The sequence below is a fragment of the Pseudomonas sp. ABa2 genome (genome assembly GCF_056676075.1).
This window is the reverse complement of record NZ_CM155239.1, coordinates 4,761,559-4,786,239: the sequence shown is the minus strand read 5'-3', so window position 1 is coordinate 4,786,239 and position 24,681 is coordinate 4,761,559. Positions and strand designations below refer to the sequence as shown.

The following is a 24,681-nucleotide window of genomic DNA, read 5'->3' as shown; positions in this document are numbered from 1 at the left end:
AGCAATATCAAAAAGTTTTGATATTGCTCGAGGGCTCATTCCGGCGCTTCGCTCAGCGCCAGGAAGGCCGCCGGCGCCGGGCTCAGGCTGGCGCCGGGGCGCCACAGCACATGTAGCTCGCGCTCGATCTGCAGGTCGGCTACCGCCAGGCGGCGCAGCTCGCCGCTGGCCAGCTCGCGCTCGACGACCCGTTGCGACAGCCAGGCGATGCCCTGGCCGTCGGCGAGCAGGCGCTTGAGCGCCTCGGTGCTGCCGATGGCCATGCCCGCCTGCGGCTCCAGGTCGTGGGCCCGGTAGGCCTGCTCGACGCTGGCGCGCGCGCCCGAGCCGGGTTCGCGCATGTACAGCGGGTAGGCCTGCAGGTCCGCCGCCTGCAGCCGCTCGACCCCGGCCAGTGGATGCCGCGGTGCCACCACCGGCAACAGCGCGTCGCGCGCCAGCAGGCGGTGATCGTAATCGGCTCGGGCGAAGGGGCCTTCGACGAAGCCCAGGCTGATCCGGCCCTCGTCGAGCTGGCGGGTCACCGCCTCGGTGTTGCTCACCTCCAGGCCGACGAAGATCTGCGGGTGCAGCGCGCGGAAGCGGTTGATCAAGGGCGGTAGCAGGTAGGCGCCGAGGGTGGCGCTGGCGCCCAGGTGCAGCTCGCCCTGTTCCAGCTGGGCGAAGTCGCGCAGGTCGCGCTCGGCCGCCTGCTCCAGGGCGAAGATGCGCCGCGCGTAGTCGTGCAAGCGCCGGCCGCCTTCGGTCAGGCGCACGCCGCGGGCCTGGCGGTCGAACAGGCGCAGCTCGAGGCTGGCCTCCAGGTCGCGGATCTCGCGGGTCACCGCCGGCTGGCTGATATGCAGGCGCGCGGCGCCGGCGCTGATGCTGCCGGCCTCGGCCACGGCGAGAAAGACCTTGAGGTGATGCAGGTTCACGCGGTCTACCTATAAATGGAAGGTATGCAAAAGATGCTGAATATGTATTTTTAATATGGCAGCTGCGGCCCTAGGCTGACCACCCCTTCAGCCATGCCACGGGATCACCCGATTCATGCCGCGCCCCTTCAGTCGTCTGCCCGAACCGCTCGCCTTTATCCGCCACTTCACCCCCAACTGGTTCGCCATGACCATGGGCACCGGCGTGCTGGCGCTGGTGCTGGCCCATCTGCCGTGGCAGCTGCCGGGCCTGTATGCGCTGGGCGAAGGGTTGTGGCTATTCGGCGTGGCGCTGTTCGCGCTGTTCAGCCTGCTGTTTGTGCTGCGCCTGGCGCTGTTTCGCGAGACGCTCTGGCCGATGCTGCTGCACCCGGTGCAGTCGATGTTCCTCGGCGCCATTCCCATGGGCCTGGCGGTGCTGCTCAAGGGCCTGCTGCTGTTCGGCGTGCCGCGCTGGGGCGAGGCCGTCTATGCGCTGGCGCATGCCCTGTGGTGGCTGGACGCCGCGTTGGCGCTGCTCGGCGCGCTGCTGGTGCCCTACCTGATGTTCACCCGGCAGAACCACGCGCTGGAGAAACTCACCGCCGTCTGGCTGCTGCCCATAGTCGCGCCGGAGGTGGCCGCCAGCACCACCGGCTCGCTGGCGCCGCACCTCTCTGCCGCGGACGCGCAGCAACTGCTGGTGGCCGGCTTCGTGCTCTGGGGGCTGTCGCTGTCGCTGGCCTTCTCGCTGATCACCCTGGTGCTGCTGCGCCTGGCCCTGCACAAGCTGCCGGACACCGATTTCGCCGCCACCAGCTGGCTGCCGCTGGGGCCGCTGGCCACCGGCTGCCTCGGTCTGCTGAGCATGGGCCAGGCGGCGCCGGCGGCCTTCGCCGGCACGCCGCTGGCCGGCGCCGCCGAGCTGGCGCGCGACCTCGGCCTGCTCGGCGGCCTGGCGCTGTGGGGCGCCGGGCTCTGGTGGCTGGTGATCGCCAGCCTGTTCACCCGTCACTACATCCGCGACAACATGCCGTTCAACCTCGGCTGGTGGGGCTTCACCTTCCCGCTGGGGGTGTTCACCCTGGCCACCTTCGAGCTGCAGGCGCTGACCGGCCTGGCCTTTTTCGCCCTGATCGGCCTGGTGCTGACGGTGCAACTGAGCGCGGTCTGGTCGCTGGTACTGAGCCGCACCCTGGCCGGCGTCTGGCACGGCGAACTGTTCCAGGCACCCTGTCTGGCCGGGCCGGGCAGCCCGGCAGTAAGCGTGTTGAGCGAGCAGGCGGGCTGATTCGGCGCGATCTGCGACCATCTGTCATTGCCCCGCGGGGGCCGGCTGGGCGAAAATGGCCGCCTTTTTCGCCCCTTCATCAAGAAGCAGCCCCCCGTAGGAGATTTGAGCGATGCCCAGCCGTCGTGAGCGAGCCAATGCCATCCGTGCCCTGAGCATGGATGCCGTGCAGAAAGCCAACAGCGGCCACCCCGGTGCCCCCATGGGCATGGCGGACATCGCCGAAGTGCTTTGGCGCGACTACCTCAAGCACAACCCGAGCAACCCGAATTTCGCCGACCGCGACCGCTTCGTGCTGTCCAACGGCCATGGTTCGATGCTGATCTACTCGCTGCTGCACCTGACCGGCTACGACCTCGGCATCGAGGACCTCAAGCAGTTCCGCCAGCTGCACAGCCGCACCCCGGGCCACCCGGAATACGGCTACACCCCGGGCGTGGAAACCACCACCGGCCCGCTCGGCCAGGGCATCGCCAACGCCGTCGGCTTCGCCATCGCCGAGAAGGTGCTGGGCGCGCAGTTCAACCGCGACGGCCACCAGATCGTCGACCACTTCACCTACGCCTTCCTCGGCGACGGCTGCATGATGGAAGGCATCAGCCATGAAGTCTGCTCGCTGGCCGGCACCCTGGGCCTGGGCAAGCTGATCGCCTTCTACGACGACAACGGCATCTCCATCGACGGCGAGGTCGAGGGCTGGTTCACCGACGACACGCCCAAGCGCTTCGAGGCCTATGGCTGGCAGGTGATCCGCAACGTCGACGGCCACGACGCCGAAGAGATCAAGATGGCCATCGACACCGCGCGCAAGAGCGCGGACCAGCCGACCCTGATCTGCTGCAAGACCACCATCGGCTTCGGCTCGCCGAACAAGCAGGGCAAGGAAGAGTGCCACGGCGCGCCGCTGGGCAATGACGAGATCGCCCTGACCCGCGCCGCCCTGGGCTGGAACCATGGCCCCTTCGAAATCCCGGCCGAGATCTATGCCGAGTGGGACGCCAAGGAAGCCGGCGCCGCCGCCGAGGCCGCCTGGAACGAGAAGTTCGCTGCCTACGCCGCCGCTTACCCCGAGCTGGCTGCCGAGTTCAAGCGCCGCATCGCTGGCGAGCTGCCGGCAGACTTCGCCGCCAAAGCCGCCGCCTATATCAAGGATGTGGCCGAGAAGGGCGAGACCATCGCCAGCCGCAAGGCCAGCCAGAACGCGCTGAACGCCTTCGGCCCGCTGCTGCCGGAATTTCTCGGCGGCTCGGCCGACCTGGCCGGCTCCAACCTGACCCTGTGGAAGGGCTGCAAGGGCGTCACCGCCGAGGACGCTTCGGGCAACTACCTGTTCTACGGCGTGCGCGAGTTCGGCATGAGCGCGATCATGAACGGCATCGCCCTGCACGGCGGCTTCGTGCCCTACGGCGCGACCTTCCTGATCTTCATGGAATACGCGCGCAACGCCGTGCGCATGTCGGCGCTGATGAAGCAGCGCGTGCTCTACGTGTTCACCCACGACTCCATCGGCCTCGGCGAGGACGGCCCGACCCACCAGCCGATCGAGCAGCTGGCCAGCCTGCGCGGCACGCCGAACCTCGACACCTGGCGCCCGTGTGATGCGGTGGAGTCCGCCGTGGCCTGGAAGCACGCCATCGAGCGTAATGACGGCCCGTCCGCGCTGATCTTCAGCCGGCAGAACCTGCCGCACCAGGCCCGCGATGCCCAGCAGCTGGGCGATATCGCCCGCGGTGGCTACGTGCTGAAAGACTGCAGCGGCGAGCCGGAACTGATCCTGATCGCCACTGGCTCCGAGGTTGGCCTGGCCATGCAGGCCGCGGCCAAGCTGCAGGAGCAGGGCCGCCAGGTGCGCGTGGTGTCGATGCCGTCGACCAGCGTGTTCGACCAGCAGGACGCCGCCTACAAGCAGGCCGTGCTGCCGCTGCAGGTCGGTGCGCGCATCGCCATCGAGGCCTCGCACGCCGACTACTGGTACAAGTACGTCGGCCTGGAAGGTCGCATCATCGGCATGACCAGCTTCGGCGAGTCGGCGCCGGCGCCGGCGCTGTTCGAGCACTTCGGCTTCACCGTCGAGAACATCCTCGCCACCGCCGACGAGCTGCTGGACGCGTAGGATGGCTTGAGCGAAGCGATACCCATCGATCTGCCGTGATGGGTATCGCAGGCTCAACCCCTCCTGCGGTCGCCATCCATTCGAGATCGCCATGTCCCATCGCCCCTACCGCGTCGCCCTCAATGGCTATGGCCGCATCGGCCGCTGCGTGCTGCGCGCCTTGTACGAGCGCGGCGCCGGGGCGGGCCTGGAGATAGTCGCGCTGAACGACCTGGCCGATCAGGCCAGCATCGAATACCTGACCCGCTTCGACTCCACCCACGGGCGGTTTCCCGGCGAGGTCAGGGTCGACGGCGACTGCCTGCATATCAACGGCGACTGCGTGAAGGTGCTGCGCCAGAGCGAGCCCGAGGCCGTCGACTGGGCGGCGCTGGATATCGACCTGCTGCTGGAGTGCTCCGGCGCCTACCACAGCCGCGCCGACGGCCAGCGCTTCCTCGACGCCGGCGCGCCGCGGGTGCTGTTCTCCCAGCCCATGGCCGGCGAGGCCGATATCGACGCCACCGTGGTCTACGGGGTCAACCAGGCCTGCCTGACGGGCGCCGAGCGACTGGTATCCAACGCCTCCTGCACCACCAACTGCGGCGTGCCGCTGCTCAAGTTGTTGAACGAGGCGGTGGGGCTGGAGTACGTCTCCATCACCACCATCCACTCGGCGATGAACGACCAACCGGTGATCGACGCCTACCACCACGAAGACCTGCGCCGCACGCGCTCGGCCTTCCAGTCGGTGATCCCGGTGTCCACCGGGCTGGCGCGCGGCATCGAGCGTTTGCTGCCGGAGCTGAGCGGGCGTATTCAGGCCAAGGCCATCCGCGTGCCGACGGTCAACGTCTCCTGCCTCGACATCACCCTGCAGACCGCGCGTGATACCAGTGCTTCCGAGATCAACCGGGTGCTGCGTCAGGCGGCGGAAAGTGGCCCGCTCAAGGGGCTGCTGGCCTACACCGAGCTGCCGCACGCCAGCTGCGATTTCAACCACGACCCGCACTCGGCCATAGTCGACGGCAGCCAGACCCGCGTGTCCGGCCCGCGCCTGGTCAACCTGCTGGCCTGGTTCGACAACGAGTGGGGCTTCGCCAACCGCATGCTCGACGTCGCCGAACATTTTCTCGCTGTATCCACTTCCTCCGTACAACCAGCCCCCGTGAAGGACTGATGCCATGACCGTTCTGAAGATGACCGACCTCGACCTCGCCGGTAAGCGCGTGCTGATCCGCGAAGACCTCAACGTCCCGGTGAAGGACGGCGTGGTCAAGAGCGATGCGCGCATCCTCGCCGCCCTGCCGACCATCAAGCTGGCGCTGGAAAAGGGCGCGGCGGTGCTGGTCTGCTCGCACCTGGGCCGGCCGGAAGAGGGCGTGTACAGCGAGCAAGACAGCCTGGCGCCGGTCGCCGCCTACCTGAGCCAGGCGCTCGGCCGCGAAGTGCCGCTGGTCAAGGACTACCTCGGCGGTGTCGAGGTCAAGGCCGGTGAGCTGGTGCTGCTGGAGAACGTGCGCTTCAACAAGGGCGAGAAGAAGAACAGCGACGAGCTGGCGCAGCAGTACGCGGCGCTGTGCGACGTGTTCGTGATGGACGCCTTCGGCACCGCCCACCGCGCCCAGGGCTCGACCCACGGCGTGGCCAAGTTCGCCAAGGTCGCTGCGGCTGGCCCCTTGCTGGCTGCCGAGCTGGACGCCCTGGGCAAGGCCCTGGACAAGCCGGCGCGCCCAATGCTGGCCATCGTCGCCGGCTCCAAGGTGTCGACCAAGCTCGACGTGCTCAACTCCCTGGCCGACATCTGCGACTCGCTGATCGTCGGCGGCGGTATCGCCAACACCTTCCTCGCTGCGGCCGGCCTGCCGGTGGGCAAGTCGCTGTACGAGGCCGACCTGGTCGACACCGCCCGCGCCATCGCCGCCAAGGTCAGCGTGCCGCTGCCGGTGGACGTGGTGGTGGCCAAGGAATTCGCCGAATCGGCCTCCGCCACCGTCAAGGCGGTCAAGGACGTGGCTGAGGACGACATGATCCTCGACATCGGCCCGCAGACCGCGGCGATGTTCGCCGAGATGCTCAAGGCCTCGCAGACCATCCTGTGGAACGGCCCGGTCGGCGTGTTCGAGTTCGACCAGTTCGGCAACGGTACCAAGGCCCTGGCCCTGGCCATCGCCGAGAGCCCGGCGTTCTCCATCGCCGGCGGCGGCGACACCCTGGCGGCCATCGACAAGTACGGCGTGGCCGAGCAGATCTCCTACATCTCCACCGGCGGCGGTGCCTTCCTCGAATTCGTCGAGGGCAAGGTGCTGCCGGCCGTGGAAGTGCTGGAGCAGCGCGCGGAGTAAACCGAATTAAACCCTGGCGTGATCGGGCGGTCTGTTACAACTGGAACAAGCGCACAAGGAGTCACGCCATGGTCAAGCTAGCCGCGTTGGGCATCATCGGGATTTTCCTGGCCGGCTGTGCCGGTGGACGGGAGCAGGCCTGCGAGGTGTTCAGCCCGGCGCCGATCGACCTGCCGACCACCCAGGACGATCGGCGCATCGAAGGGCAAAGCAGTGGCGACCCTACCGGCACGGTGCCGGAGCAGCGCTGCTGACAGGGAGCGATAAATGGATACGAGGATTCTTGCCGCGCTGGCGGCCGTGGCACTGGCGGGGTGCAGCAGCCAGCCGCAGGCGCCGGATCAGTGGACCCGCTGGGTCTGCGACAGCCAGGCCGAGCTGCAGTGGCGCTTCGCCGATGGCGGCTACGATCAGATCGACCTGCGCCTGGGCGGCGACGATATCGTCTACCGCCTGACTCAGGAACCGGCGGCCTCGGGCGCCTTGTACAGCGACGGGCGGCTGTCCTTCCACACCAAGGGCGAGGAAGGCCTGGTCTACTGGACCGCGACCGACGACCTGATCGGCCGCGGCTGCAAGGCGCCCTGAGGTATAGCCCGGATACAATCCGGGGCATGGAAATGACTAGCCCCGGCAGAGCCGGGGGCGGAGCCGGGGACGACCCCTTGTCCCGCGAAACTTGAACAACGCCGGCCCCTGCGGCAGGCTTGCACGATTAACGACCTCCAAACCGGGAGACAGGAACACCATGGCACTTATCAGCATGCGCCAGATGCTCGACCACGCCGCCGAATTCGGCTACGGCGTGCCGGCCTTCAACGTCAACAACCTCGAGCAGATGCGCGCCATCATGGAAGCCGCCGACAAGACCGATTCGCCGGTCATCGTCCAGGCCTCCGCTGGTGCCCGCAAGTACGCCGGTGCGCCCTTCCTGCGTCACCTGATCCTCGCCGCCATCGAAGAATTCCCGCACATCCCGGTGTGCATGCACCAGGACCACGGCACCAGCCCGGACGTGTGCCAGCGCTCGATCCAGCTGGGTTTTTCCTCGGTGATGATGGACGGCTCGCTGAAGGAAGACGGCAAGACCCCGGCCGACTACGACTACAACGTGCGCGTGACCCAGCAGACCGTGGCCTTCGCCCACGCCTGCGGCGTGTCCGTGGAAGGCGAGCTGGGCTGCCTGGGCAGCCTGGAAACCGGCATGGCCGGTGAGGAAGACGGCGTCGGCGCCGAAGGCGTGCTCGATCACAGCCAGCTGCTGACCGACCCGGAAGAGGCCGCCGACTTCGTCAAGCGCACCCAGGTCGACGCCCTGGCGATCGCCATCGGCACCAGCCACGGCGCCTACAAGTTCACCAAGCCGCCGACCGGCGACGTGCTGTCGATCGAGCGCATCAAGGAAATCCACAAGCGCATCCCCAACACCCACCTGGTGATGCACGGCTCCTCCTCGGTACCGCAGGAGTGGCTGAAGGTGATCAACGAGTTCGGCGGCGACATCAAGGAAACCTACGGCGTGCCGGTCGAGGAAATCGTCGAAGGCATCAAGCACGGCGTGCGCAAGGTCAACATCGACACCGACCTGCGCCTGGCTTCCACCGGCGCCATCCGTCGCATGATGGCCGAGCACCCGAGCGAGTTCGACCCGCGCAAGTTCTTCGCCAAGACCATCGTCGCCATGCGCGACATCTGCATCGCCCGCTACGAAGCCTTCGGCACTGCCGGCAACGCCTCCAAGATCAAGCCGATCTCCCTGGAAGGCATGTACCAGCGTTACGCCAGTGGCGAGCTGGCCGCCAAGGTCAACTGACGCCGTCGCGACCGCCTGCGCGGCTCGCCCAAGCAAACGCCGCGGCTCCTCACGGAGTCGCGGCGTTTTTTATCGCCTGCTGCTCCGGCGGGCCTTATTGCACGGTGCCGAGCAGCGGTCGGTGCTCGATGCCAAGCTTGTCGAAGCGCGCCGCGCCGGCTTCGGTTTCGTAGCCGGTGTTGTCCTGGGTGTAGACCCCGGCCTTGAAGTACAGCGGCTTGGGCGCCCAGCTCGAGTCGAGGCGGGTACTCCATTTGACCCCGTTGACGTTGATGCCCAGCGTGCCCTTGGGCGTCAGGTGCACGACATAGGTGAAGCGCTGGTTCAGGGCGATGCCGCTGGCCAGGGTCACGGTCTGGATCGCCGACTCGGGCGCCAGGCGCACCTTGGCGACGATATTGCCGCTGGCGGCGTAGGCCTTGTACTGGTACTCCAGCTTGAGCAGCGGCATCGAGCTCTTGTAGGCGTGGATCTGGCCGATGACGATCTTGCCGGTGGACGGCACCTGGCTGACGCGCAGTCCGGCGTGCAGGAAATTGTCGGCCTCCGGATAGGTCCAGTTGCGCAGGCGGCCGTCGGCATGGGTTTCGCGCAGCTCGCTGCGCGGGTAGCTCGCGCTCTCGGTCGTGGTGCCGTTGACCGGGGCCCAGAAGAAGATGGCGCCGTCCCTGGATTGGAAATAGTGATCCTGATAGCCGCCGGCCAGCACTGGGGTTTCGATGGTGGTGGCGGGAACGCCGACTGGAACGCTGAGATTCCACATGGCGAGTTCGATCATGCTCGATGCTCCTGAAAAAACAGAAACTTCAGTCGAGGGCACATCTCATCCAGGAGTCAGTAACGGCTTACTTGGCGTTCCAGCGGGTGACACACGCGAACTAGAAGGAGGGCAGGGCTGCCCGTGCCGCAGGGCGGAATGCTCTGGCGGCACGCTTTGTAACGGCAGTCGCGGCGAATAGCTGAGAGCCGCTCGTCGTATTATTGGCGTCAATATATGGTCGACATGAGCCGGCCTCGGCTCCAGACCTCCGCGCGCGGCGAGATGCCTCGGCGCATGGGCGGCGCAGGTAAAACCCTGTAAAACACCGGCGCCGTGGCGGCCGGCGGGCTGCGCCATAATTCCCGCACTGTAGTTCCGGGAACCCCCCTGCCCATGTCCAGCACGCCGCGCCTGTTGTTCGCCTTCGTTGTCGCCGTGGCACTGGCCTCGCTGCTCGCTTCGATCTTCCAGACCCAGTCCAACCTCGCCGCCCTGCAGGCGCTCGGTGCGCCGATGCCATTGGACGTGCGCCTGGGCACCACCTGCCTCGACCTGCTCGGCTTCGCCCCGACCTTCGCCCTGCTCGCCGCCCTGGGCTTTGCCTTCGCCCTGCCGCTGGCGCAGTGGAGCGCGCGGCGCCTGCCGCGGCTGCGCTGGGCGATCTTCGTCGGCGCCGGCGCCGCGGCGATCTGGCTGGCGCTGGCCCTGGCCAATGCCCTGGCGCCGATGCCGACGCTGATCGCCGCCGACCGCGACCCGCTCGGCACCCTCGGCCTGATGGCCTGCGGCAGCGCCGGTGCACTGCTGTTCGGCCTGCTCGGTCGGCGCGCACGCTACCGCACGCAACCGACCCCATCCGATTCCCCGTGACAAGGCCCAGCCCATGTTGAGACCCCTTCGCGCGCTGCTGCTCGGCGCCCTGCTCGTCGGCGCCCCGGCGCTGGCTCAGGACTACCGCATCGAGACCTTCGGCGAAGGCCTGGAGCATCCCTGGTCGCTGGCCTTCCTGCCGGACGGGCGCCTGCTGGTGACCGAGCGGGTCGGCCGCCTGCGCATCGTCGAGGCCGACGGCAGCCTCGACCCGCAGCCGGTGGCGGGGTTGCCGGAGATCTTCGTCGCCGCCCAGGCCGGGCTGATGGAGGTGGCGCTCGACCCGGACTACGCCGATAACCGTTGGCTCTACCTGAGCTACGCGCACGGCTCGCTGGAGGCCAACAACACCCGCCTGGCCCGCGCCCGCCTGGTGGACGACGAGCTGCACGACTTCGAGGTGCTGTTCACCGCCGCACCGCTCAAGGCCGGCGCCGCCCACTACGGCGGGCGCATCGCCTTTCTCGCCGACCAGAGCCTGGTGCTGACCCTGGGCGACGGTTTCGACTGGCGCGAACAGGCGCAGAACCCGGCCAACCACCTGGGCAAGATCGTGCGCCTGAACCGCGACGGCAGCGTGCCGCAGGACAACCCGCTGGTGGGGCAGGCCGGCGCCGCGGCGGAGATCTACAGCCTCGGCCACCGCAACGTGCAGGGCATCGTCTTCGATGCCGAGAGCGGCCGCCTGTACAGCCACGAACACGGCCCGCGCGGCGGCGACGAGCTCAACCTGATCGAGCCCGGGCGCAACTACGGCTGGCCGCTGGCGACCTTCGGCATCGACTACACCGGCGCGCGCATCAGCCCCTACACCGAGCTGCCGGGGCTGACCCCACCGCTGCTGCACTGGACGCCCTCGGTGGCGCCGTCGAGCCTGACCCAGTACCGCGGCGCGCTGTTCCCGGAATGGCAGGGCGACCTGTTCGCCGCCACCCTGGTCGAGCGCAGCGTGCGCCGCATCCGCCTGCACGACGGCATGCTGGCCGGCGAGGAGAGCCTGTTCGAGGAGCTCGGCGAGCGTATCCGCGACGTGCGCGTCGGCCCCGACGGCGCGCTCTACCTGCTCACCGACAATGCAGACGGCCGGCTGCTGCGGGTGCTGCCGAGCGAGTGAGGCGGGTTACACTGACGACCCTTTCCGCGCAGGACCTCGCCGTTGAAATACCTCCAGGGCTACCCCGCCGCCGTCCAGCAGCAGGTGCGCCAGCTGATCGCCGACGACCGTCTGGGCGACTACCTGGCCCAGCGCTACCCCGGCCGCCACCAGGTGCAGAGCGACAAGGCGCTGTACGGCTACGTGATGGAACTCAAGCAGGAGCACCTGAAGAACGCCCCGGCCATCGACAAGGTGCTCTACGACAACCGCCTCGATCTGACCCACCGCGCCCTGGGCCTGCACACGGCGATCTCGCGGGTGCAGGGCGGCCGGCTCAAGGCGAAGAAGGAGATCCGTGTCGCCGCGCTGTTTCGCGACGCCGCGCCGCTGTTCCTGCAGATGATCGTGGTGCACGAGCTGGCGCACCTGAAGGAGGCCGAGCACAACAAGGCCTTCTACAAGCTGTGCGACTACATGCTGCCGGGCTACGCGCAGATCGAGTTCGACCTGCGCCTGTACCTGACCTGGCGCGAGATGAGCGGTTCGGGGGCGTAGGTTGGCGCTTCGCGCAGCGAAGCCCAACGGGGCGTGCGCAGCACGCCGCCCGGCGATCCGCAGCACTCCGCCCGGCGAGCGCCGCGGCCGGCGATCCGCCGCCGCCGTTGGGCTTCGTCGCGGGCTCCTCAGCCCAACCTACGCGGCGACGCGTCTTCGGCGTAGCCTGGATGCCATCCGGGGCAACGGGGCCTGGCAATCCGCTTCAGCCGCGCAGCAGCACATTGAGCTGGTCGACCACCTCGGCCCAATCGGCGTCTTCGAGGATTTCCTCGCGCAGGAAGGCCGCCTGCGCCGGGCTCCAGAACGCGGCGTCGGCCAGCTTGCGCTCGGCCGGCAGCGGCGCGTGGGTCCGGATAAAGGTCTCGATGCTGGCCGCATCGTTGGCCAGGCCGAGTTGCTTGAACAGCGCGGGCAGGTCGTGGATCGGGTTTTCCATGGCGGTTTCCTCTGGCGGGTGTCGGCTCGTCTAGCAACCCTAGCCCAGATAGCCCCCGCTCACTCGACCGCCAGTACCTCGAACGACTGCACGCCGCCGGCTGCCGCCAGACGCACCTCGTCGCCCGGGCCCTTGCCGAGCAGGGCGCGACCCAGCGGCGCGGCGCTGCCCAGCACCTGGATCTCCAGGCCCTGCTGCTGCAGCTTCATGCTCGCCCCCTGCGGGCCGAGAAACAGCCAGCGTTCGCGCTCCTGCGCGTCGACCAGCAGGACCAGCGCGCCGAGGGCGATGCCCTGCGCCGCGTCGAACGGCCGCGGGCGCAGCTGGCGCCAGGTGATCAGGGTCTGGCGCAGCTCTTCCACCCGGCGCGCCTGGCCGCTGGCCAGGTAGGCGGCCTCCAGGCCGAGGGTGTCGTACTTGTTCTCGGCCACGTTCTCTTCGTGGGTGGCTGCCTCGTGGGCGGTCTGCGCGGCGTGCTGGGCCTGCAGCAGGTCGGCCTGCAGCTGCGCGAGCACCTGTTCTTGCAGGAGGTTCTTGTCCATGTCCGGCTAACCCTTGTCCTGGCGCAGATGGGCGCCCAAGGTGCGCAGCGGCGCCAGCTGGCGGCAGATCAACGCCAGCTGGGTCTGCACCAGGCGCTGGCGTTCGTCGGCGTCCTCGGCGATCTGCTCCAGTTCCTGCGCCAGCGCCTGTTCGGCGTCGCTGTGGATCGCCAGCGGGCGTTCGCCGCGCAGGCCGGCGGCGATCTCGTCGAGGCTTTGCGCGATGGCCTCGGCCTGCTCCAGCAGGCGCGTCTGGGCCGCCTGCGGCAGCTGTTCGCCGCGGTGCGCGCCGAGTGCGGAGAGGTAGCTGAGCAGGGTGTGCGAGAGCACCAGGAAGCGAAAGCCCAGGTCCGCGTCTTTGCGGAAGTGCCCCGGCTCCATCAGCATGTTGCCGAGGGTGGTGGACAGCGCCGCGTCGGCGTTGTGCGCGTTGCGCCGGGCCAGGCGGTAGCCGAGGTCGTCGCGCTTGCCGTGGGCGTACTGGGCGATGATCTGGCGCAGGTAGGCGCTGTTGCAGCTCAGGGTGCCGGCGAGCATGCGCCCCAGGCGCCGGCCCTGCCAGTCCGGCAGGATCAGGAACACCGCCAGGCCGGCGATCAGGCCGCCGAGCAGGGTGTCGATCAGGCGCGGCAGGAACAGGCCGTAGCCGTCGCCGATCTGGTTGAAGCAGAACAGCACCAGCAATGTGATCGCCGCGGTGGCCAGGGTGTAGCGCGTGCTGCGGGTGGCGAAGAAGGCCACCCCGGCGACCACGGCGAACAGCGCCTGGATACGCGGGTCGGGGAACAGGTCGATCAGCGCCCAGCCGAGCCCCAGGCCGAGCAGGGTGCCGGCGATGCGCTGCACCAGCTTGAGGCGGGTGGCGCCGTAGTTCGGCTGGCAGACGAACAGGGTGGTCAGCAGGATCCAGTAGCCCTGGGTCGGGTGGATCAGGTGCAGCAGGCCATAGCCGGCGGCCAGGGCGACGGACAGGCGCAGGGCGTGACGAAACAGCAGCGAGGTGGGCGTCAGCTGCTGGCCGATACGTTCGGCCACCTCCCTCAGCGAGTGCGGTTCGCGGTCGAGCAGGCTGCTGTCCTGTTCCTCGGCCAGGGCGTCGGGGTTGCTGGCGTTGCTCAGCAGCTGGTCGAGGCTGGCCAGGTTGCCGGCCAGGGCGCCGAGCGAGCGCAGCAGGCGGCGCCAGGCCGGATTGCTCTGCAGGTGCAGGTGATCGAGCGAGGCGTGCAGGTCCTCCAGCGCCTGGCTGCACAGCTCGCGGTACTCGAACGGCTGGCGCAGCTCGATGGCGCTGCCCAGGCGCTGGCAGGCCTCGCCGTGCAGGCGCAGCAGGCGCTGGCAGCGAAACAGCACGTCGCTGTGGAAGAAGGCCTCGGCCAGCTCGTTGTAGGGGTAGTGCGAGGAACTGGCGCGCTCGTGAATGTCCTGGGCGAGGAAATACAGCTTGAGGTAGCGGCTGACCTTGGGCCCTGGGCGGCCGTCGCCGACCCGGTGGAGGATGATCTCCTTGGCCGCGTTGAGCGCCGACACCACCCGGCCGTTCTGCTTGGCCAGCTCCAGGCGCCGCGCCTCGACGTCGAGCTGGCGCAGCGGCTCGAACAGCGCGGCCTTGAGCTTGAGGTAGCGGCCCAGCTCGCGGAACAGCCGGGCCAGGCTGTGCTGCAGCGGCTGCTGGGCGAACAGCGCGTGCCAGATCACCGACAGCAGGCCGTACCAGGCGGCGCCGGCCACCAGCAGCAGCGGCTCCAGCCACAGGCCGGCGACGCCGCCGCGCTGCTCGACGCCGATCATGCTGTACACGGCGAGGATCAGGGTGCCCGAGCCGAGGGTGGCGAAGCGCTCGCCGAGGGCGCCGAGCATGGTCAGGCAGAAGGCCGACAGCGCCAGGGCGACGACGAACAGCCAGGGGTAGGGGAACAGCCACTCGACCGCGTAGGCCGCGGCGCTGAAGCAGCAGAGGGTGACCAGCACGGTGCCCAGGCGACCCTGCCAGCTGTCGTCGGTCTCGGTCAGGGCGCTGGCGATGATGCCGAGAAACAGCGGGATCAGGGCGTGCATCCAGCCCTGCCACCAGCACAGCGCCAGGGCCCCGGCCAGGGCGATGAATACCCGCAGGCTGGCGCTGAACTTGTCCAGCGCCCACAGGCGGCGCAGCGATTGGCGAAGGCGGGGCATGGGCGGCCTGGTCGGGAAAGATGCGAGCAGCCTACCGGAACTGGCCGGTCGCTGGGTATCCATCCGCGACCTGTCGGGGGCGCCGAGGCCATGGACTATGCTCAGTGAGGGAGCGCCGCCAGCTGACCGGCATCCGCGCGACTCCCGGGAGGCGAAGGTGTTTGCTGCGTGGCTGCGTCTGTGCCTGGGCGCCCTGATTCTCGGCGGCTCGCTGGGTGCGAGTGCGGCGCCGGGGGCGGTGGTGCAACTGCAGGTGGACGGGGTGATCGGCCCGGCCAGCGCCGACTACCTGGTGCGCGGCCTGGCCAAGGCGGTGGACGAGGGCGCGCAGCTGGTGCTGATCCAGATCGACACCCCCGGCGGCCTGGACACCTCCATGCGCGCGATCATCAAGGCGATCCTCGCCAGCCCGATTCCGGTGGCCAGCTACGTCGCCCCCGGCGGCGCGCGGGCAGCCAGCGCCGGTACCTATATCCTCTACGCCAGCCACGTCGCCGCCATGGCGCCGGGCACCAACCTCGGCGCGGCCACCCCGGTGGCCATCGGCATGCCCGGCACGCCGAGCAAACCGCCGGGCGAGAGCAAAGACGAGGGCAAGGGCAAGGACGGCGAGGCGGACAAGAGCCCCGGCGATGCCATGACCGCCAAGCAGGTCAACGACGCCGCCGCCTATATCCGCGGCCTGGCGACGATGCGCGGGCGCAACGCCGAATGGGCCGAGCGCGCGGTGCGCGAGGCGGTCAGCCTGGCCGCCGAGGAGGCGCTGGCGCAGAAGGTGATCGACTACCTGGCCACGGACCTGGCCGACCTGTTGCGCCAGCTCGACGGCAAGACCCTGCAGGCCGGCGGCGTCGACCAGACCCTGGCCACCGCCGGCGCGCCCCTGATCAGCCATGCGCCGGACTGGCGCACCCGCCTGCTGGCGGTGATCACCAACCCCAGCGTGGCGCTGATTTTGATGATGATCGGCGTCTACGGCCTGTTCTTCGAGTTCTCCAACCCCGGCAGCGGCGTCGGCGGCGTGCTCGGCGGCATCAGCCTGATCCTCGCGCTCTACGCCCTGCAGCTGCTGCCGGTGAACTACGCCGGGGTGGCGCTGATCCTGCTCGGCATCGCCTTTATCGCCGCCGAGGCCTTCCTGCCCAGCTTCGGCGTGCTCGGCATCGGCGGCGTGGTGGCCTTCGTCTTCGGCGCGCTGATCCTGATCGATACCGACGTGCCGGGCTTCGGCATCCCGCTGGCGCTGATCGTCACCCTGGCGCTGGTCAGCGCCGGGTTGATCCTGGCCATCCTCGGCATGGCGCTGAAGGCCAGGCGGCGCCAGCAGGTGGCCGGCGACAGCGGTCTGGTCGGCAGCCTGGTGGCGGTCGCCGCGGTGCAGGCCGAGGACCCTTGCAGCGGCTGGGTGGCGCTGCAGGGCGAGCGCTGGCAGGTGCAGGGCAGCGAACCGCTGCGGCCCGGACAGCGGGTGCGGGTGACGGCGCGCCAGGGCGTGCAACTGCAGGTCAGCGCGGTGGATGAACCGCCGCCCCAAGGAGGTCACTGATGGGTTTCGAACTGAGTTTTCTCTCGCTGACGATCATCGTCCTGGCCCTGCTCGCCTCGGCCTTTCGCATCCTGCGCGAGTACGAGCGCGGCGTGGTGTTCCAGCTCGGCCGCTTCTGGCGGGTCAAGGGCCCGGGCCTGATCCTGGTCATCCCCGGCTTGCAGCAGATGGTGCGGGTGGACCTGCGCACCATAGTGCTGGACGTGCCGACCCAGGACGTGATCTCCCGCGACAACGTCTCGGTCAAGGTCAACGCGGTGGTCTACTTCCGCGTGCTCGACGCGCAGAAGGCGATCATCCAGGTCGAGGACTACCACATCGCCACCAGCCAGCTGGCACAGACCACCCTGCGCGCGGTGCTCGGCAAGCACGAGCTGGACGAGATGCTCGCCGAGCGCGAGCGGCTCAACGTCGACATCCAGCAGGTGCTCGATGCGCAGACCGACGCCTGGGGCATCAAGGTGGCCAACGTCGAGATCAAGCATGTCGACCTCGACGAGTCCATGGTGCGCGCCATCGCCAAGCAGGCCGAGGCCGAACGCGAACGGCGGGCCAAGGTGATCCACGCCGAGGGCGAGCTGCAGGCCTCGGAAAAGCTCATGCAGGCCGCTGAGATGCTCGGCCGCCAGCCCGGCGCCATGCAGCTGCGCTACATGCAGACGCTGAGCAATATCGCCGGCGACAAGAGCTCGACCATCGTCTTCCCGCTGCCGGTGGAGCTGCTGCAGGGCATCGCCGAGGTGAAGAAATAGCCGCCCGGCGCGGGACTATTCCCTGAAAAACCTGGCGAAAACAGATGGCCGACTGCCAGGTCTTTTCTAGACTTCAAGAAGGCAACGGGTCCTTCCAGCGGAGGTCGCTATGCGCATCGGTGTGCCCAAGGAAATCAAGAACCACGAGTACCGCGTCGGCCTCACCCCGCAATCGGTGGCCGAGCTCGCTGCGCTGGGCCACGAGGTCTGGGTCGAGACCCAGGCCGGCGCCGCCATCGGCTTCTCCGATGACGACTACCGCCAGGCCGGCGCGCAGATCGCCCAGGGCGCCGGCGAGGTGTTCCAGGAGGCGCGGCTGATCGTCAAGGTCAAGGAGCCGCTGGCGGTGGAACGGGCCAAGCTGCGCCCGCACCACACCCTGTTCACCTACCTGCACCTGGCCCCGGACCGGCCGCAGACCGACGAGCTGATGGCCGGCGGCGCCACCTGCATCGCCTACGAGACGGTGACCGACGGCCAGGGGCGACTGCCGCTGCTGGCGCCGATGTCCGAGGTGGCCGGGCGCATGTCGATCCAGGCCGGCGCCAGCTGCCTGGAGAAGGCCCGCGGCGGCCGCGGCGTGCTGCTCGGCGGGGTGCCCGGGGTGGCCCCGGGCAAGGTGGTGATACTCGGCGGCGGCGTGGTCGGCAGCCATGCGCTGGCCATGGCAGTGGGCCTGGGCGCCGATGTCACGGTGCTGGACAAGAGCGTCGATGCCCTGCGCCGGCTCGATGCGCTGTACGGCAACCGCATCACCACGCTCTACTCGACCCGCGCCGCGCTGCGCGAACAGGTGCTGGCCGCCGACCTGGTGATCGGCGGCGTGCTGATCCCCGGGGCCGCCGCGCCCAAGCTGATCAGCGCCGAGATGGTGCGGCACATGCGCCCCGGCGCGGTGCTGGTGGACGTGGCCATCGACCAGGGCGGCTGCGCCGAGACCTCGCGCGCCACCACCCACGCCGAGCCCACCTATGTGGTCGACGAGGTGGTGCACTACTGCGTGGCCAACATGCCCGGCGCGGTGGCGCGCACCTCGACCCTGGCGCTGAACAACGCCACCCTGCCGTTCGTCGTCGCCCTCGCCGAGAAGGGCACGCGGCGCGCCCTGGAGGAAGACCCGCACCTGCTCAACGGGCTCAACGTGGCCAAGGGCGTGATCACCTGCGGCAGCGTCGCCGAGGCCCACGGCCTGCCGTTCCAGTCGGCGGCCGGGGTGCTGGAGCACCTGTAGCGGGGCGTGCTCGTGGCGCTGGCTCGGCTCCCGGCCAGAGCCGCTCTCCACCGCCCGGCCGTTCCCGCCAGGCCTGCAACGAGCGGGTCGGCAGATCGAAGTAGTCCCGCGTGCGGGCGTAGCCGTGGCCGCCCATGCGGCCGATGGCGTCCAGACCGAGCTGGTCGATATAGAGCGTCTTCGGGTCGATCAGCTCGTCGCGTACATGCACCATCAATACTTCGCCAAGGATGATTTCCCGCGACTGGCCGATGGACAGGCCCATCATTCGCCGGCACTCCAGGGCGACCGGCGCTTCGGCAATGTACGGGCAGCCGACGCGGCTGCCGGGCAGTGCGGTGAGCCCGGCGGCGAGCAGTTCGTCGAAGCCGGGTTCGAAGGGCACCGCGCAGACGTTCATGGCCTCCACCAGCGCGTCGGAAACGATGTTCACGGTGAACTCCTGGTTCAGCAGGATGTTGCGGGTGGTGTCCTTCGGGGTCAGGTCGGCGTGATTCTCCACGCCCAGGGCGAGGATCGGCGGGTCGGCGGACAGGGCGTTGAAGAAGCTGAAGGGCGCGGCGTTGGCACGGCCTTCGGCGTCCACTGTGGTGACCAGCGCGATGGGCCGGGGCACCACGCTGCCGATGAGGACCTTGTATTTCTCGCGCGGGCTCAGTTGGGCGAAGTCGAAGCTCAGCATGGCGTTATCTCTTGTTATCGGTCGGGTTCGCTGGCGAAGGCGCACAGCGGGTGTTCTGCGCTCCAGGCATCGGCGAAGGGAATGGCCGGCTGGAACAGGTCGCGCCAGTCGGGCTGGCCGAAGGCGCGGTCGGCATGGCTCCGCATCAACCTGTGGTACTGGCGCTGGGCCTGACGCTGCAGGTCGCGATAATCGACGCCGTTGACCTGGCCGCTGTCCATCACGCAGCGGCCGCCGATCCAGCTGGCGATGCAGTCGTCGCCGCGGCCGGCGAGGACGAGGTTCTTCAGTGGGTCGAACAGCGGCCCCAGGTGCAGGCCGTCGAGGCTGAACACGGTGATATCGGCGCAGGCGCCCGGTGCCAGCCGGCCCAGGTCGTCGCGGCCGAGTGCCCGGGCACCGCCCAGGGTGGCGGCGTTGTAGAGGTCGAGGGCGCTGGTCTGCGCGCTGCCACCTTCCTTGAGGCGGGCGATGTTCAGGCCCTGGCGCATGTTCTCCAGCAGGTCTGCCGGCCAGGTGTCGGTGCCGAGGGCGAAGTTCACCCCGTGGGCCCGGTAGCGGCCGAAGGAGTCCAGCGCTTCGCCGTCGCGGGCGAACACCACGGGGCAGTGCACCAGGCTGCTGCCGCTGTTGGCCAGGCGCGCGAGGTCGTCGTCGTCTTCGATGTAGATGCCATGGGGCAGCAGCGTTCGTGGGCCGAGCAGGTCCAGCTCCTCCAGCCAGGCCAGCGGCGCCTTGCCGCGCAGCGCTTTCACCAGCGCCACTTCGCCAGCCCCCTGGCAGCAGTGCAGACGAACCGGAGCGGTCAATTCGCGGCTGAGGGTAACTGTGCGTTGCAGCAGCGCTGGGGTGCAGGTCTGGATGCGGTCCGGCAGCAGGGCGCCGCGAATCAACCCGTTGTGAGCGCCGTCGAAGTCGCGGAAGAAACGCTCGGCGGCGTCCAGCCCGGCCAGGCCACGGGGTTCGTCCCAATGCTCGGCGAGGCTGCCGTCGGCGCGCAGGTACTGCATGCCGCTCATGAAGCAGGGGCCGAGGTAGGTGCGCAGGCCAAGCTCGCCGGCAACACCGGCGACCGCCGCGAATTCGTCGTAGGTTTCGGCCCACTCGCGGTAGTACATGGAGGTGATCGGCATGGCGGTGGTGATGCCGTTGCGGATCAGTTGGGTGAAGGCGTAGCGGTACTTGAAGACTTCCTCTTCGAAGCGGTAGCTCTCCTTCGGCCCACGGGCGAGGTATTCCGCCGACCACATGCGGCCCATGGCGGCCTCGTCGCCGTTGTCGAGACACAGCACGGTGGAGTCGAGATCGCCCAGGGCGTCGAGGTCGATGAAGCCGGGGCCGAGCAGGGCGTTGCCGTAGTCGATCCACTGATCCACCGGGCCGGGAAAGCCCCGGCCGACGAAGAGGATGCGGGCGCCTTCGATGATCACCTCGCCATCGCGCCAGAGCACGTGGCGAGTGCCATCGAAGCCCACCACGCAACTGGCCTTGAGGCCGATGCGCGGCGTATTCACAGACGGCGCTCCAGTAGGCGGCCCTGGGCTGCTATCAGCTTGCCGGCGCGATACACCTGGCGCGTCGGCCGCGCCACCACGGCTTCGCCGAGGCTTTGTGCATCCATCAGCAGGAAGTCGGCGCGGGCACCGAGGGTGAGGCCGTGTTCCGACAGGCCGAGGGCCTTGGCGCCATTCTGGCTGGCGGCATCGAAGGCGGCGGCCAGCTCGTCGTCCTTGGCCAGATCGAAGCGGAAGGCCAGCAGCATGGCGCGCTCCAGCATGTCGCCGTTGCCCATGGGCGACCAGGCGTCGCGGATGCCGTCAGAGCCCAGGCAGAGGTTCACGCCGGTTTCGCGCAGGGCGAGGAAGGGCGGCACTGAGCAGTCGGCCGGTGCCGAGCTCATCAGCGAAATATCCAGTGCAGCCAGACGCTCGGCCAGCGGCTTGACCTGGCTCCAGGGTGCCATGCCCAGGCAATAGGCGTGGCTGATCATCACCCGGCCCTGGCGGTTGAAACGCTCGGTGTAGTCGGCGATGCGGGCGATCTGCCAGAGGCCCAGCTCGCCCTTGTCGTGCAGGTGGATGTCCACGCCCCGGTCAAACTCGGCGGCCAGGCCGAAGACGATGTCCAACTGGGCGATGGGGTCATTGTCGATGCCGCAGGGGTCGAGTCCGCCGACGTTTTCCACGCCCAGGCCCATGGCCTGGCGCATCAGCTCGGCGGTGCCGGGGCGGCTGACCAGCCCGGTCTGCGGGAACACCACCAGCTCCAGGTCGATCAGGTCGCGGTAGCGCTCGCGCAGGGCCTGCATGGCCTCCACATGGCGCAGGCCGAATTCGGGGTCGATATCCACATGGCAGCGCATGGTCAGCGAACCACGGGCGATGCAGTTTTCCAGCAGCGCGCCGGCGCGCTCGGCGATGGGCGCGGTGACCTCGCGCAGCACGCGGCGCTCGTTGGCGATGTAGTCCTTGAGCGTCGGGCCGGCGCTGTTGGGGCGCCAGGGTTGGCCCCAGAGGGTCTTGTCCAGGTGGATGTGGCTTTCCACCAGGGCGCAGGTCATTAGTTGGCCGGCGCCATCGATATCACCGTCGGCACACGGTGCAGCGCTGGCCGGGCGGCGCTCGGCGAAGCGCCCGTTCTGGATGAGGAAGTCTTCAGCCGCGCCGCCGAAGGGGCGGACGTTGCGCAGCCAGTAAGTGTCGGTCATGGGGGCATCTCAACGCATGAAGGTGGACAAACGTAGGATGGGTTTCGCTGCGCTCTACCGCATCCTACAAAGGCCCAAAGGCGTCAGCCCTTGAGCTTGGACCAGATACGGTCCTGCAGCTCGCGGGCCTGGTTGCTGCACTCCTTCTCGGGGCGCAGGCGCTCGGCGTAGGCGTCGGGCATGTTGATGGCGTCCATCACGCGCCACTTCTGGTCCAGCAGCGCGTCGCTGTCGATGCCGTTGGCATAGGCGATGGCGTTGGACACGGCAGCAGCGTTTTCCGGCTTCATCATCCAGTCGATGAAGACCTTGGCGTTGCCTGGGTGCGGCGCGCTCTTGGGCACGGCGAAGTTGTCCTGGAACATGGCCACGCCTTCACGCGGGTAGACGTACTTGATGCTGCTCTTCTGCAGCGTGGCGCGGGCAGTGGAGCCGTTCCAGTTCTGCATCATGATCACCTCGCCCGAGGCCATGCGGTCCACGGTATTGTCGGAGCTGTACATCTTCAGGAAGGGTTTCTGCTTCTGCAGCAGCTCGAGGATGCGCTTGGCGTCCTGCGGGTTTTCGCTGCATTCATCCACGCCCAGGTAATGGCTGGCGGCGTTGATCAGGCTGCTCGGCGTATCCAGCGCAGCGAGTTGGCCTTGCAGTTCGGGACGCGGGTCGAAGAATTCTTTCCAGGAGTCGTCCAGCTTGCCCCCCGGCACCCGCGCGCTGTCGTAGGAGAAGCCAGTGGTGCCCCAGAGGTAGGGCGCCGAGAACTTGCGGCCGGGGTCGAACTCGGGATCACGGAAGGCCGGCTTCACATGGGGGAAGTTCGGCAGGCTCGGCGCGTCGATTTCCTGCAGGTAGCCCTGCTCGATCAGGGTGCGCATGATCGAGTGCGACGGCACGATCACGTCGTAGGCGGCGCCGCCGGCCTGCAGTTTGGCCAGCAGGGTTTCGTTGCTGTCGTAACCGTCCATGGTGACCTTGATGCCGGTCTCCTTCTCGAACTTGGCCAGCAGTTCCACCGGGTAGTAGTCGGTCCAGTTGTAGAAGAACAGTTCCTTGGGTTCGTCCGCCTGGGCGCAGGCGGCGGCGAAACAGCCGAGGGTCAGACCGGTTACCCCATGACGCAATGCTTTCAACTTCATTGTTTTTTCTCCGGTTGAAGAACAGGTTGGGCAGAGATGGAGCAAGGGATCAGGCGGTGGGTTTGCCTCGCTGGCCGAGCCAGAAGGAGAGCACCACCAGGACGATGGAAATCACCAGCATCAGGGTCGAGATTGCGTTGATCTCGGGAGTTACCCCGGCCTTGATGGCCGAGAAGATGTACACCGGCAGCGTGGTCGCACCGGGGCCGGCGACGAAGAAGGTCATGATGAAGTCGTCCAGGCTGACCACGAACGCCAGTACTGCGCCGGACAGCACCGCCGGGAACAGCAACGGCAAGGTCACCCGGCGGAAAGTGTGGAAGGGGTTGGCGTAGAGGTCGCCCGCCGCTTCCAGCAGGCTCTTGTCCAGGTCGTTCAGGCGCGCGCGAATCGGCAGGTAGGCGAACGGAATGCAAAAGCCGATGTGGGCGATGATCACCGTCAGCAGGCCGAGCTTGATGCCGAGCGCCATGAATAGCAGCAGGGTGGCCACCGCCGTGACGATCTCCGGCAGGATCAGCGGCAGGTTGATGCCGCCTTCCACCATCTTCTGCCCGTAGAAGGGCCGGTAGGTGGCCAGCGCCGCGAGCAGGGCGATGGTGGTGGCGCAGACGGTGGCGATACTGGCGACTATCACCGAGTTCAGCGCCGCCGCCTGGATCGACGGGTTGGCGAGAATGCGCCCGTACCAGGCGAAGGAGAACTCGGTCCACACCGTGGCGGTGCGGTTGGCGTTGAAGCTGTAGGCGATCAGCACCAGGATCGGCAGATACAGGTAGGCCAGCACCAGCAGGCTGGTTTCGCGGGTCAGCGGCAATTTCTTCAGGTGGTTGGCGATCATCAGCGGGCTCCCTGGCGAATGGCCTTGGCGGCTTTCTTGGCGTAGAGGGCGTAGAGCACCAGAGTCAGCAGCATCAGCCCGAGCAGAAGGAAGGACAGCGAGCTGCCCAGCGGCCAGTTGCGCGCGGTGCCGAACTGCTGCTGGATCAGGTTGCCGATCATCAGCGTCTTGCCGCCGCCGAGGATGGCAGGGGTGATAAAGGCGCCCAGGCTCGGCACGAACACCAGCAGCGCACCGGCCACCACGCCGGGCATGGACAGCGGCAGGATCACCCGGCGCAGTGCCTTGAAGCGGTTGGCGCCGAGGTCGTAGGCGGCTTCCACCAGGCGCCAGTCGAGCTTCTCCAGGGTGGAGTAGATCGGCAGGATCATGAACGGCAGGAAGCTGTAGACCAGCCCGACGACCACGGCGAAATCGTTGTACAGCAGGGTGATGCCGCCGGCCTGCGGGAACAGCGCATTGAGGCTCTGTGCCAGCCAGCCGTGTTCGCGCAGGATGATCAGCCAGGCGTAGTTGCGAATCAGCAGGTTGGTCCAGAACGGGATGGTGATCAGCAGCACCATGATGTTGCGCGAACGTTCGCTGAGGCTGGTCATCCACAGGGCCACGGGAAAGCCCACGAGGAAGCACAGCAGCGTGGTGCCACCGGCCTGCAGCACCGAGCGCAGCAGTGCCTGGGCGTAGACCCAGTTCAGTTCGAGGTTGCCGTCGAAGTCTTCCTGGAAGAACAGCTGCGTGTAGCTGTGCCACTGCCAGTCGGCACTCCAGTCCACGCCGCCGTAGAGGTTGCGCGGCAGCAGGCTGATGTAGCCCATGATGCCCAGCGGAATGGCGATCAGGCAGAGCAGGGTGAGCAGCACCGGCGACAGCAACAGCAGCCGGTTGAGGCTGGGGGAGGTGGCGCTGACGCTCATC

Annotated in this window: 23 protein-coding genes and 1 pseudogene; 13 read left to right on the top strand and 11 right to left on the bottom strand. The window is 68.2% G+C overall.

The window, feature by feature from the left end; translation table 11 throughout:
• Window positions 1-35 precede the first annotated feature (35 nt).
• Window positions 36-917, bottom strand: coding sequence for a LysR family transcriptional regulator (locus AC1G9C_RS23105; RefSeq protein WP_480408905.1), 882 nt, complete (start codon window positions 915-917; stop codon window positions 36-38).
• A gap of 115 nt (window positions 918-1,032) precedes the next feature.
• On the opposite strand from AC1G9C_RS23105, the gene AC1G9C_RS23100 reads away from it, so the two are divergent.
• The 7 genes from AC1G9C_RS23100 to fba all read left to right on the top strand — a co-directional run bounded on the left by AC1G9C_RS23100 (window position 1,033) and on the right by fba (window position 8,437).
• Window positions 1,033-2,187, top strand: coding sequence for a TDT family transporter (locus AC1G9C_RS23100; RefSeq protein ID WP_480408904.1), 1,155 nt, complete (start codon window positions 1,033-1,035; stop codon window positions 2,185-2,187).
• A gap of 112 nt (window positions 2,188-2,299) precedes the next feature.
• Window positions 2,300-4,300 carry a transketolase gene (gene tkt, locus AC1G9C_RS23095; protein ID WP_480408903.1) on the top strand — a complete coding sequence of 667 codons (2,001 nt, stop codon included), beginning with the start codon at window positions 2,300-2,302 and terminating at the stop codon, window positions 4,298-4,300.
• Between the two features lie 91 nt (window positions 4,301-4,391).
• A complete protein-coding gene (gene epd / locus AC1G9C_RS23090) occupies window positions 4,392-5,459 on the top strand; it encodes an erythrose-4-phosphate dehydrogenase (RefSeq protein WP_480408902.1) in 1,068 nt (355 codons plus the stop codon).
• A 4-nt stretch (window positions 5,460-5,463) separates the two neighbouring features.
• Window positions 5,464-6,624, top strand: coding sequence for a phosphoglycerate kinase (locus AC1G9C_RS23085; protein WP_021446163.1), 1,161 nt, complete (start codon window positions 5,464-5,466; stop codon window positions 6,622-6,624).
• Between the two features lie 68 nt (window positions 6,625-6,692).
• Window positions 6,693-6,878 carry a hypothetical protein gene (locus AC1G9C_RS23080; RefSeq protein WP_021446164.1) on the top strand — a complete coding sequence of 62 codons (186 nt, stop codon included), beginning with the start codon at window positions 6,693-6,695 and terminating at the stop codon, window positions 6,876-6,878.
• Window positions 6,879-6,891: 13 nt separating this feature from the next.
• Window positions 6,892-7,212 carry an MliC family protein gene (locus tag AC1G9C_RS23075; protein ID WP_021446165.1) on the top strand — a complete coding sequence of 107 codons (321 nt, stop codon included), beginning with the start codon at window positions 6,892-6,894 and terminating at the stop codon, window positions 7,210-7,212.
• A gap of 160 nt (window positions 7,213-7,372) precedes the next feature.
• A complete protein-coding gene (gene fba / locus AC1G9C_RS23070) occupies window positions 7,373-8,437 on the top strand; it encodes a class II fructose-bisphosphate aldolase (RefSeq protein ID WP_021446166.1) in 1,065 nt (354 codons plus the stop codon).
• Window positions 8,438-8,531: 94 nt separating this feature from the next.
• On the opposite strand, the gene AC1G9C_RS23065 is transcribed toward fba, so the two are convergent.
• Window positions 8,532-9,215 carry a polysaccharide lyase family 7 protein gene (locus AC1G9C_RS23065; RefSeq protein ID WP_397495779.1) on the bottom strand — a complete coding sequence of 228 codons (684 nt, stop codon included), beginning with the start codon at window positions 9,213-9,215 and terminating at the stop codon, window positions 8,532-8,534.
• A 375-nt stretch (window positions 9,216-9,590) separates the two neighbouring features.
• On the opposite strand from AC1G9C_RS23065, the gene AC1G9C_RS23060 reads away from it, so the two are divergent.
• From AC1G9C_RS23060 to AC1G9C_RS23050, 3 genes are read left to right on the top strand one after another with little or no spacing between them, the layout of a single operon-like run.
• On the top strand, window positions 9,591-10,067 hold the full coding sequence (locus AC1G9C_RS23060; RefSeq protein ID WP_480408901.1) for a hypothetical protein: 477 nt from the start codon (window positions 9,591-9,593) through the stop codon (window positions 10,065-10,067).
• A 13-nt stretch (window positions 10,068-10,080) separates the two neighbouring features.
• Window positions 10,081-11,181: a PQQ-dependent sugar dehydrogenase gene (locus AC1G9C_RS23055; protein ID WP_021446169.1), complete on the top strand. Its 1,101-nt coding sequence runs from the start codon at window positions 10,081-10,083 to the stop codon at window positions 11,179-11,181.
• A 42-nt stretch (window positions 11,182-11,223) separates the two neighbouring features.
• Window positions 11,224-11,718, top strand: a complete 495-nt coding sequence (locus tag AC1G9C_RS23050) for a YgjP-like metallopeptidase domain-containing protein (protein WP_021446170.1) — start codon at window positions 11,224-11,226, stop codon at window positions 11,716-11,718.
• Window positions 11,719-11,923: 205 nt separating this feature from the next.
• Here AC1G9C_RS23050 and AC1G9C_RS23045 read toward each other — a convergent pair whose 3' ends face one another.
• The 3 genes from AC1G9C_RS23045 to yccS are packed head-to-tail and all read right to left on the bottom strand — an operon-like array spanning window position 11,924 to window position 14,871.
• Window positions 11,924-12,157, bottom strand: coding sequence for a DUF2789 domain-containing protein (locus tag AC1G9C_RS23045; protein WP_021446171.1), 234 nt, complete (start codon window positions 12,155-12,157; stop codon window positions 11,924-11,926).
• Between the two features lie 59 nt (window positions 12,158-12,216).
• On the bottom strand, window positions 12,217-12,699 hold the full coding sequence (locus AC1G9C_RS23040; RefSeq protein ID WP_480408900.1) for a GreA/GreB family elongation factor: 483 nt from the start codon (window positions 12,697-12,699) through the stop codon (window positions 12,217-12,219).
• 6 nt (window positions 12,700-12,705) lie between these two features.
• Window positions 12,706-14,871 (bottom strand): YccS family putative transporter, encoded by a 2,166-nt coding sequence (gene yccS / locus AC1G9C_RS23035; protein WP_480408899.1) that lies wholly within the window; start codon window positions 14,869-14,871, stop codon window positions 12,706-12,708.
• Between the two features lie 97 nt (window positions 14,872-14,968).
• On the opposite strand from yccS, the gene AC1G9C_RS23030 reads away from it, so the two are divergent.
• The 3 genes from AC1G9C_RS23030 (at window position 14,969) to ald (ending at window position 18,400) form a co-directional block, all read left to right on the top strand.
• Window positions 14,969-16,417, top strand: coding sequence for an NfeD family protein (locus AC1G9C_RS23030; RefSeq protein WP_480408898.1), 1,449 nt, complete (start codon window positions 14,969-14,971; stop codon window positions 16,415-16,417).
• Complete coding sequence (locus tag AC1G9C_RS23025; protein WP_122109370.1) at window positions 16,417-17,169, top strand: slipin family protein; 753 nt, start codon at window positions 16,417-16,419, stop codon at window positions 17,167-17,169. The genes AC1G9C_RS23030 and AC1G9C_RS23025 overlap by 1 nt, the downstream gene beginning before the upstream one ends.
• 109 nt (window positions 17,170-17,278) lie before the next feature.
• Entirely contained in the window at window positions 17,279-18,400 is a 1,122-nt protein-coding gene (gene ald, locus AC1G9C_RS23020; protein ID WP_480408897.1) for an alanine dehydrogenase, read from the top strand.
• A gap of 25 nt (window positions 18,401-18,425) precedes the next feature.
• Here the strand turns inward: ald and AC1G9C_RS23015 are convergent.
• The 6 genes and pseudogenes from AC1G9C_RS23015 to AC1G9C_RS22990 all read right to left on the bottom strand — a co-directional run.
• Window positions 18,426-19,082, bottom strand: a pseudogene (locus AC1G9C_RS23015) (flavin reductase family protein); the annotation flags it as partial.
• A 14-nt stretch (window positions 19,083-19,096) separates the two neighbouring features.
• Window positions 19,097-20,596, bottom strand: coding sequence for an amidohydrolase family protein (locus AC1G9C_RS23010; RefSeq protein ID WP_480408896.1), 1,500 nt, complete (start codon window positions 20,594-20,596; stop codon window positions 19,097-19,099).
• On the bottom strand, window positions 20,593-21,789 hold the full coding sequence (locus AC1G9C_RS23005) for an amidohydrolase family protein (protein WP_480408895.1): 1,197 nt from the start codon (window positions 21,787-21,789) through the stop codon (window positions 20,593-20,595). The genes AC1G9C_RS23010 and AC1G9C_RS23005 overlap by 4 nt, the downstream gene beginning before the upstream one ends.
• A gap of 83 nt (window positions 21,790-21,872) precedes the next feature.
• The gene (locus AC1G9C_RS23000; protein ID WP_480408894.1) at window positions 21,873-22,925 is read right to left on the bottom strand and encodes an extracellular solute-binding protein; all 1,053 of its coding nucleotides are present in this window, start codon (window positions 22,923-22,925) and stop codon (window positions 21,873-21,875) included.
• A 49-nt stretch (window positions 22,926-22,974) separates the two neighbouring features.
• Window positions 22,975-23,766 (bottom strand): ABC transporter permease, encoded by a 792-nt coding sequence (locus AC1G9C_RS22995; protein WP_480408893.1) that lies wholly within the window; start codon window positions 23,764-23,766, stop codon window positions 22,975-22,977.
• Complete coding sequence (locus tag AC1G9C_RS22990; RefSeq protein ID WP_480408892.1) at window positions 23,766-24,680, bottom strand: ABC transporter permease; 915 nt, start codon at window positions 24,678-24,680, stop codon at window positions 23,766-23,768. Before AC1G9C_RS22990 ends, AC1G9C_RS22995 begins: the two co-directional genes overlap by 1 nt.
• Window position 24,681: the final 1 nt, after the last annotated feature.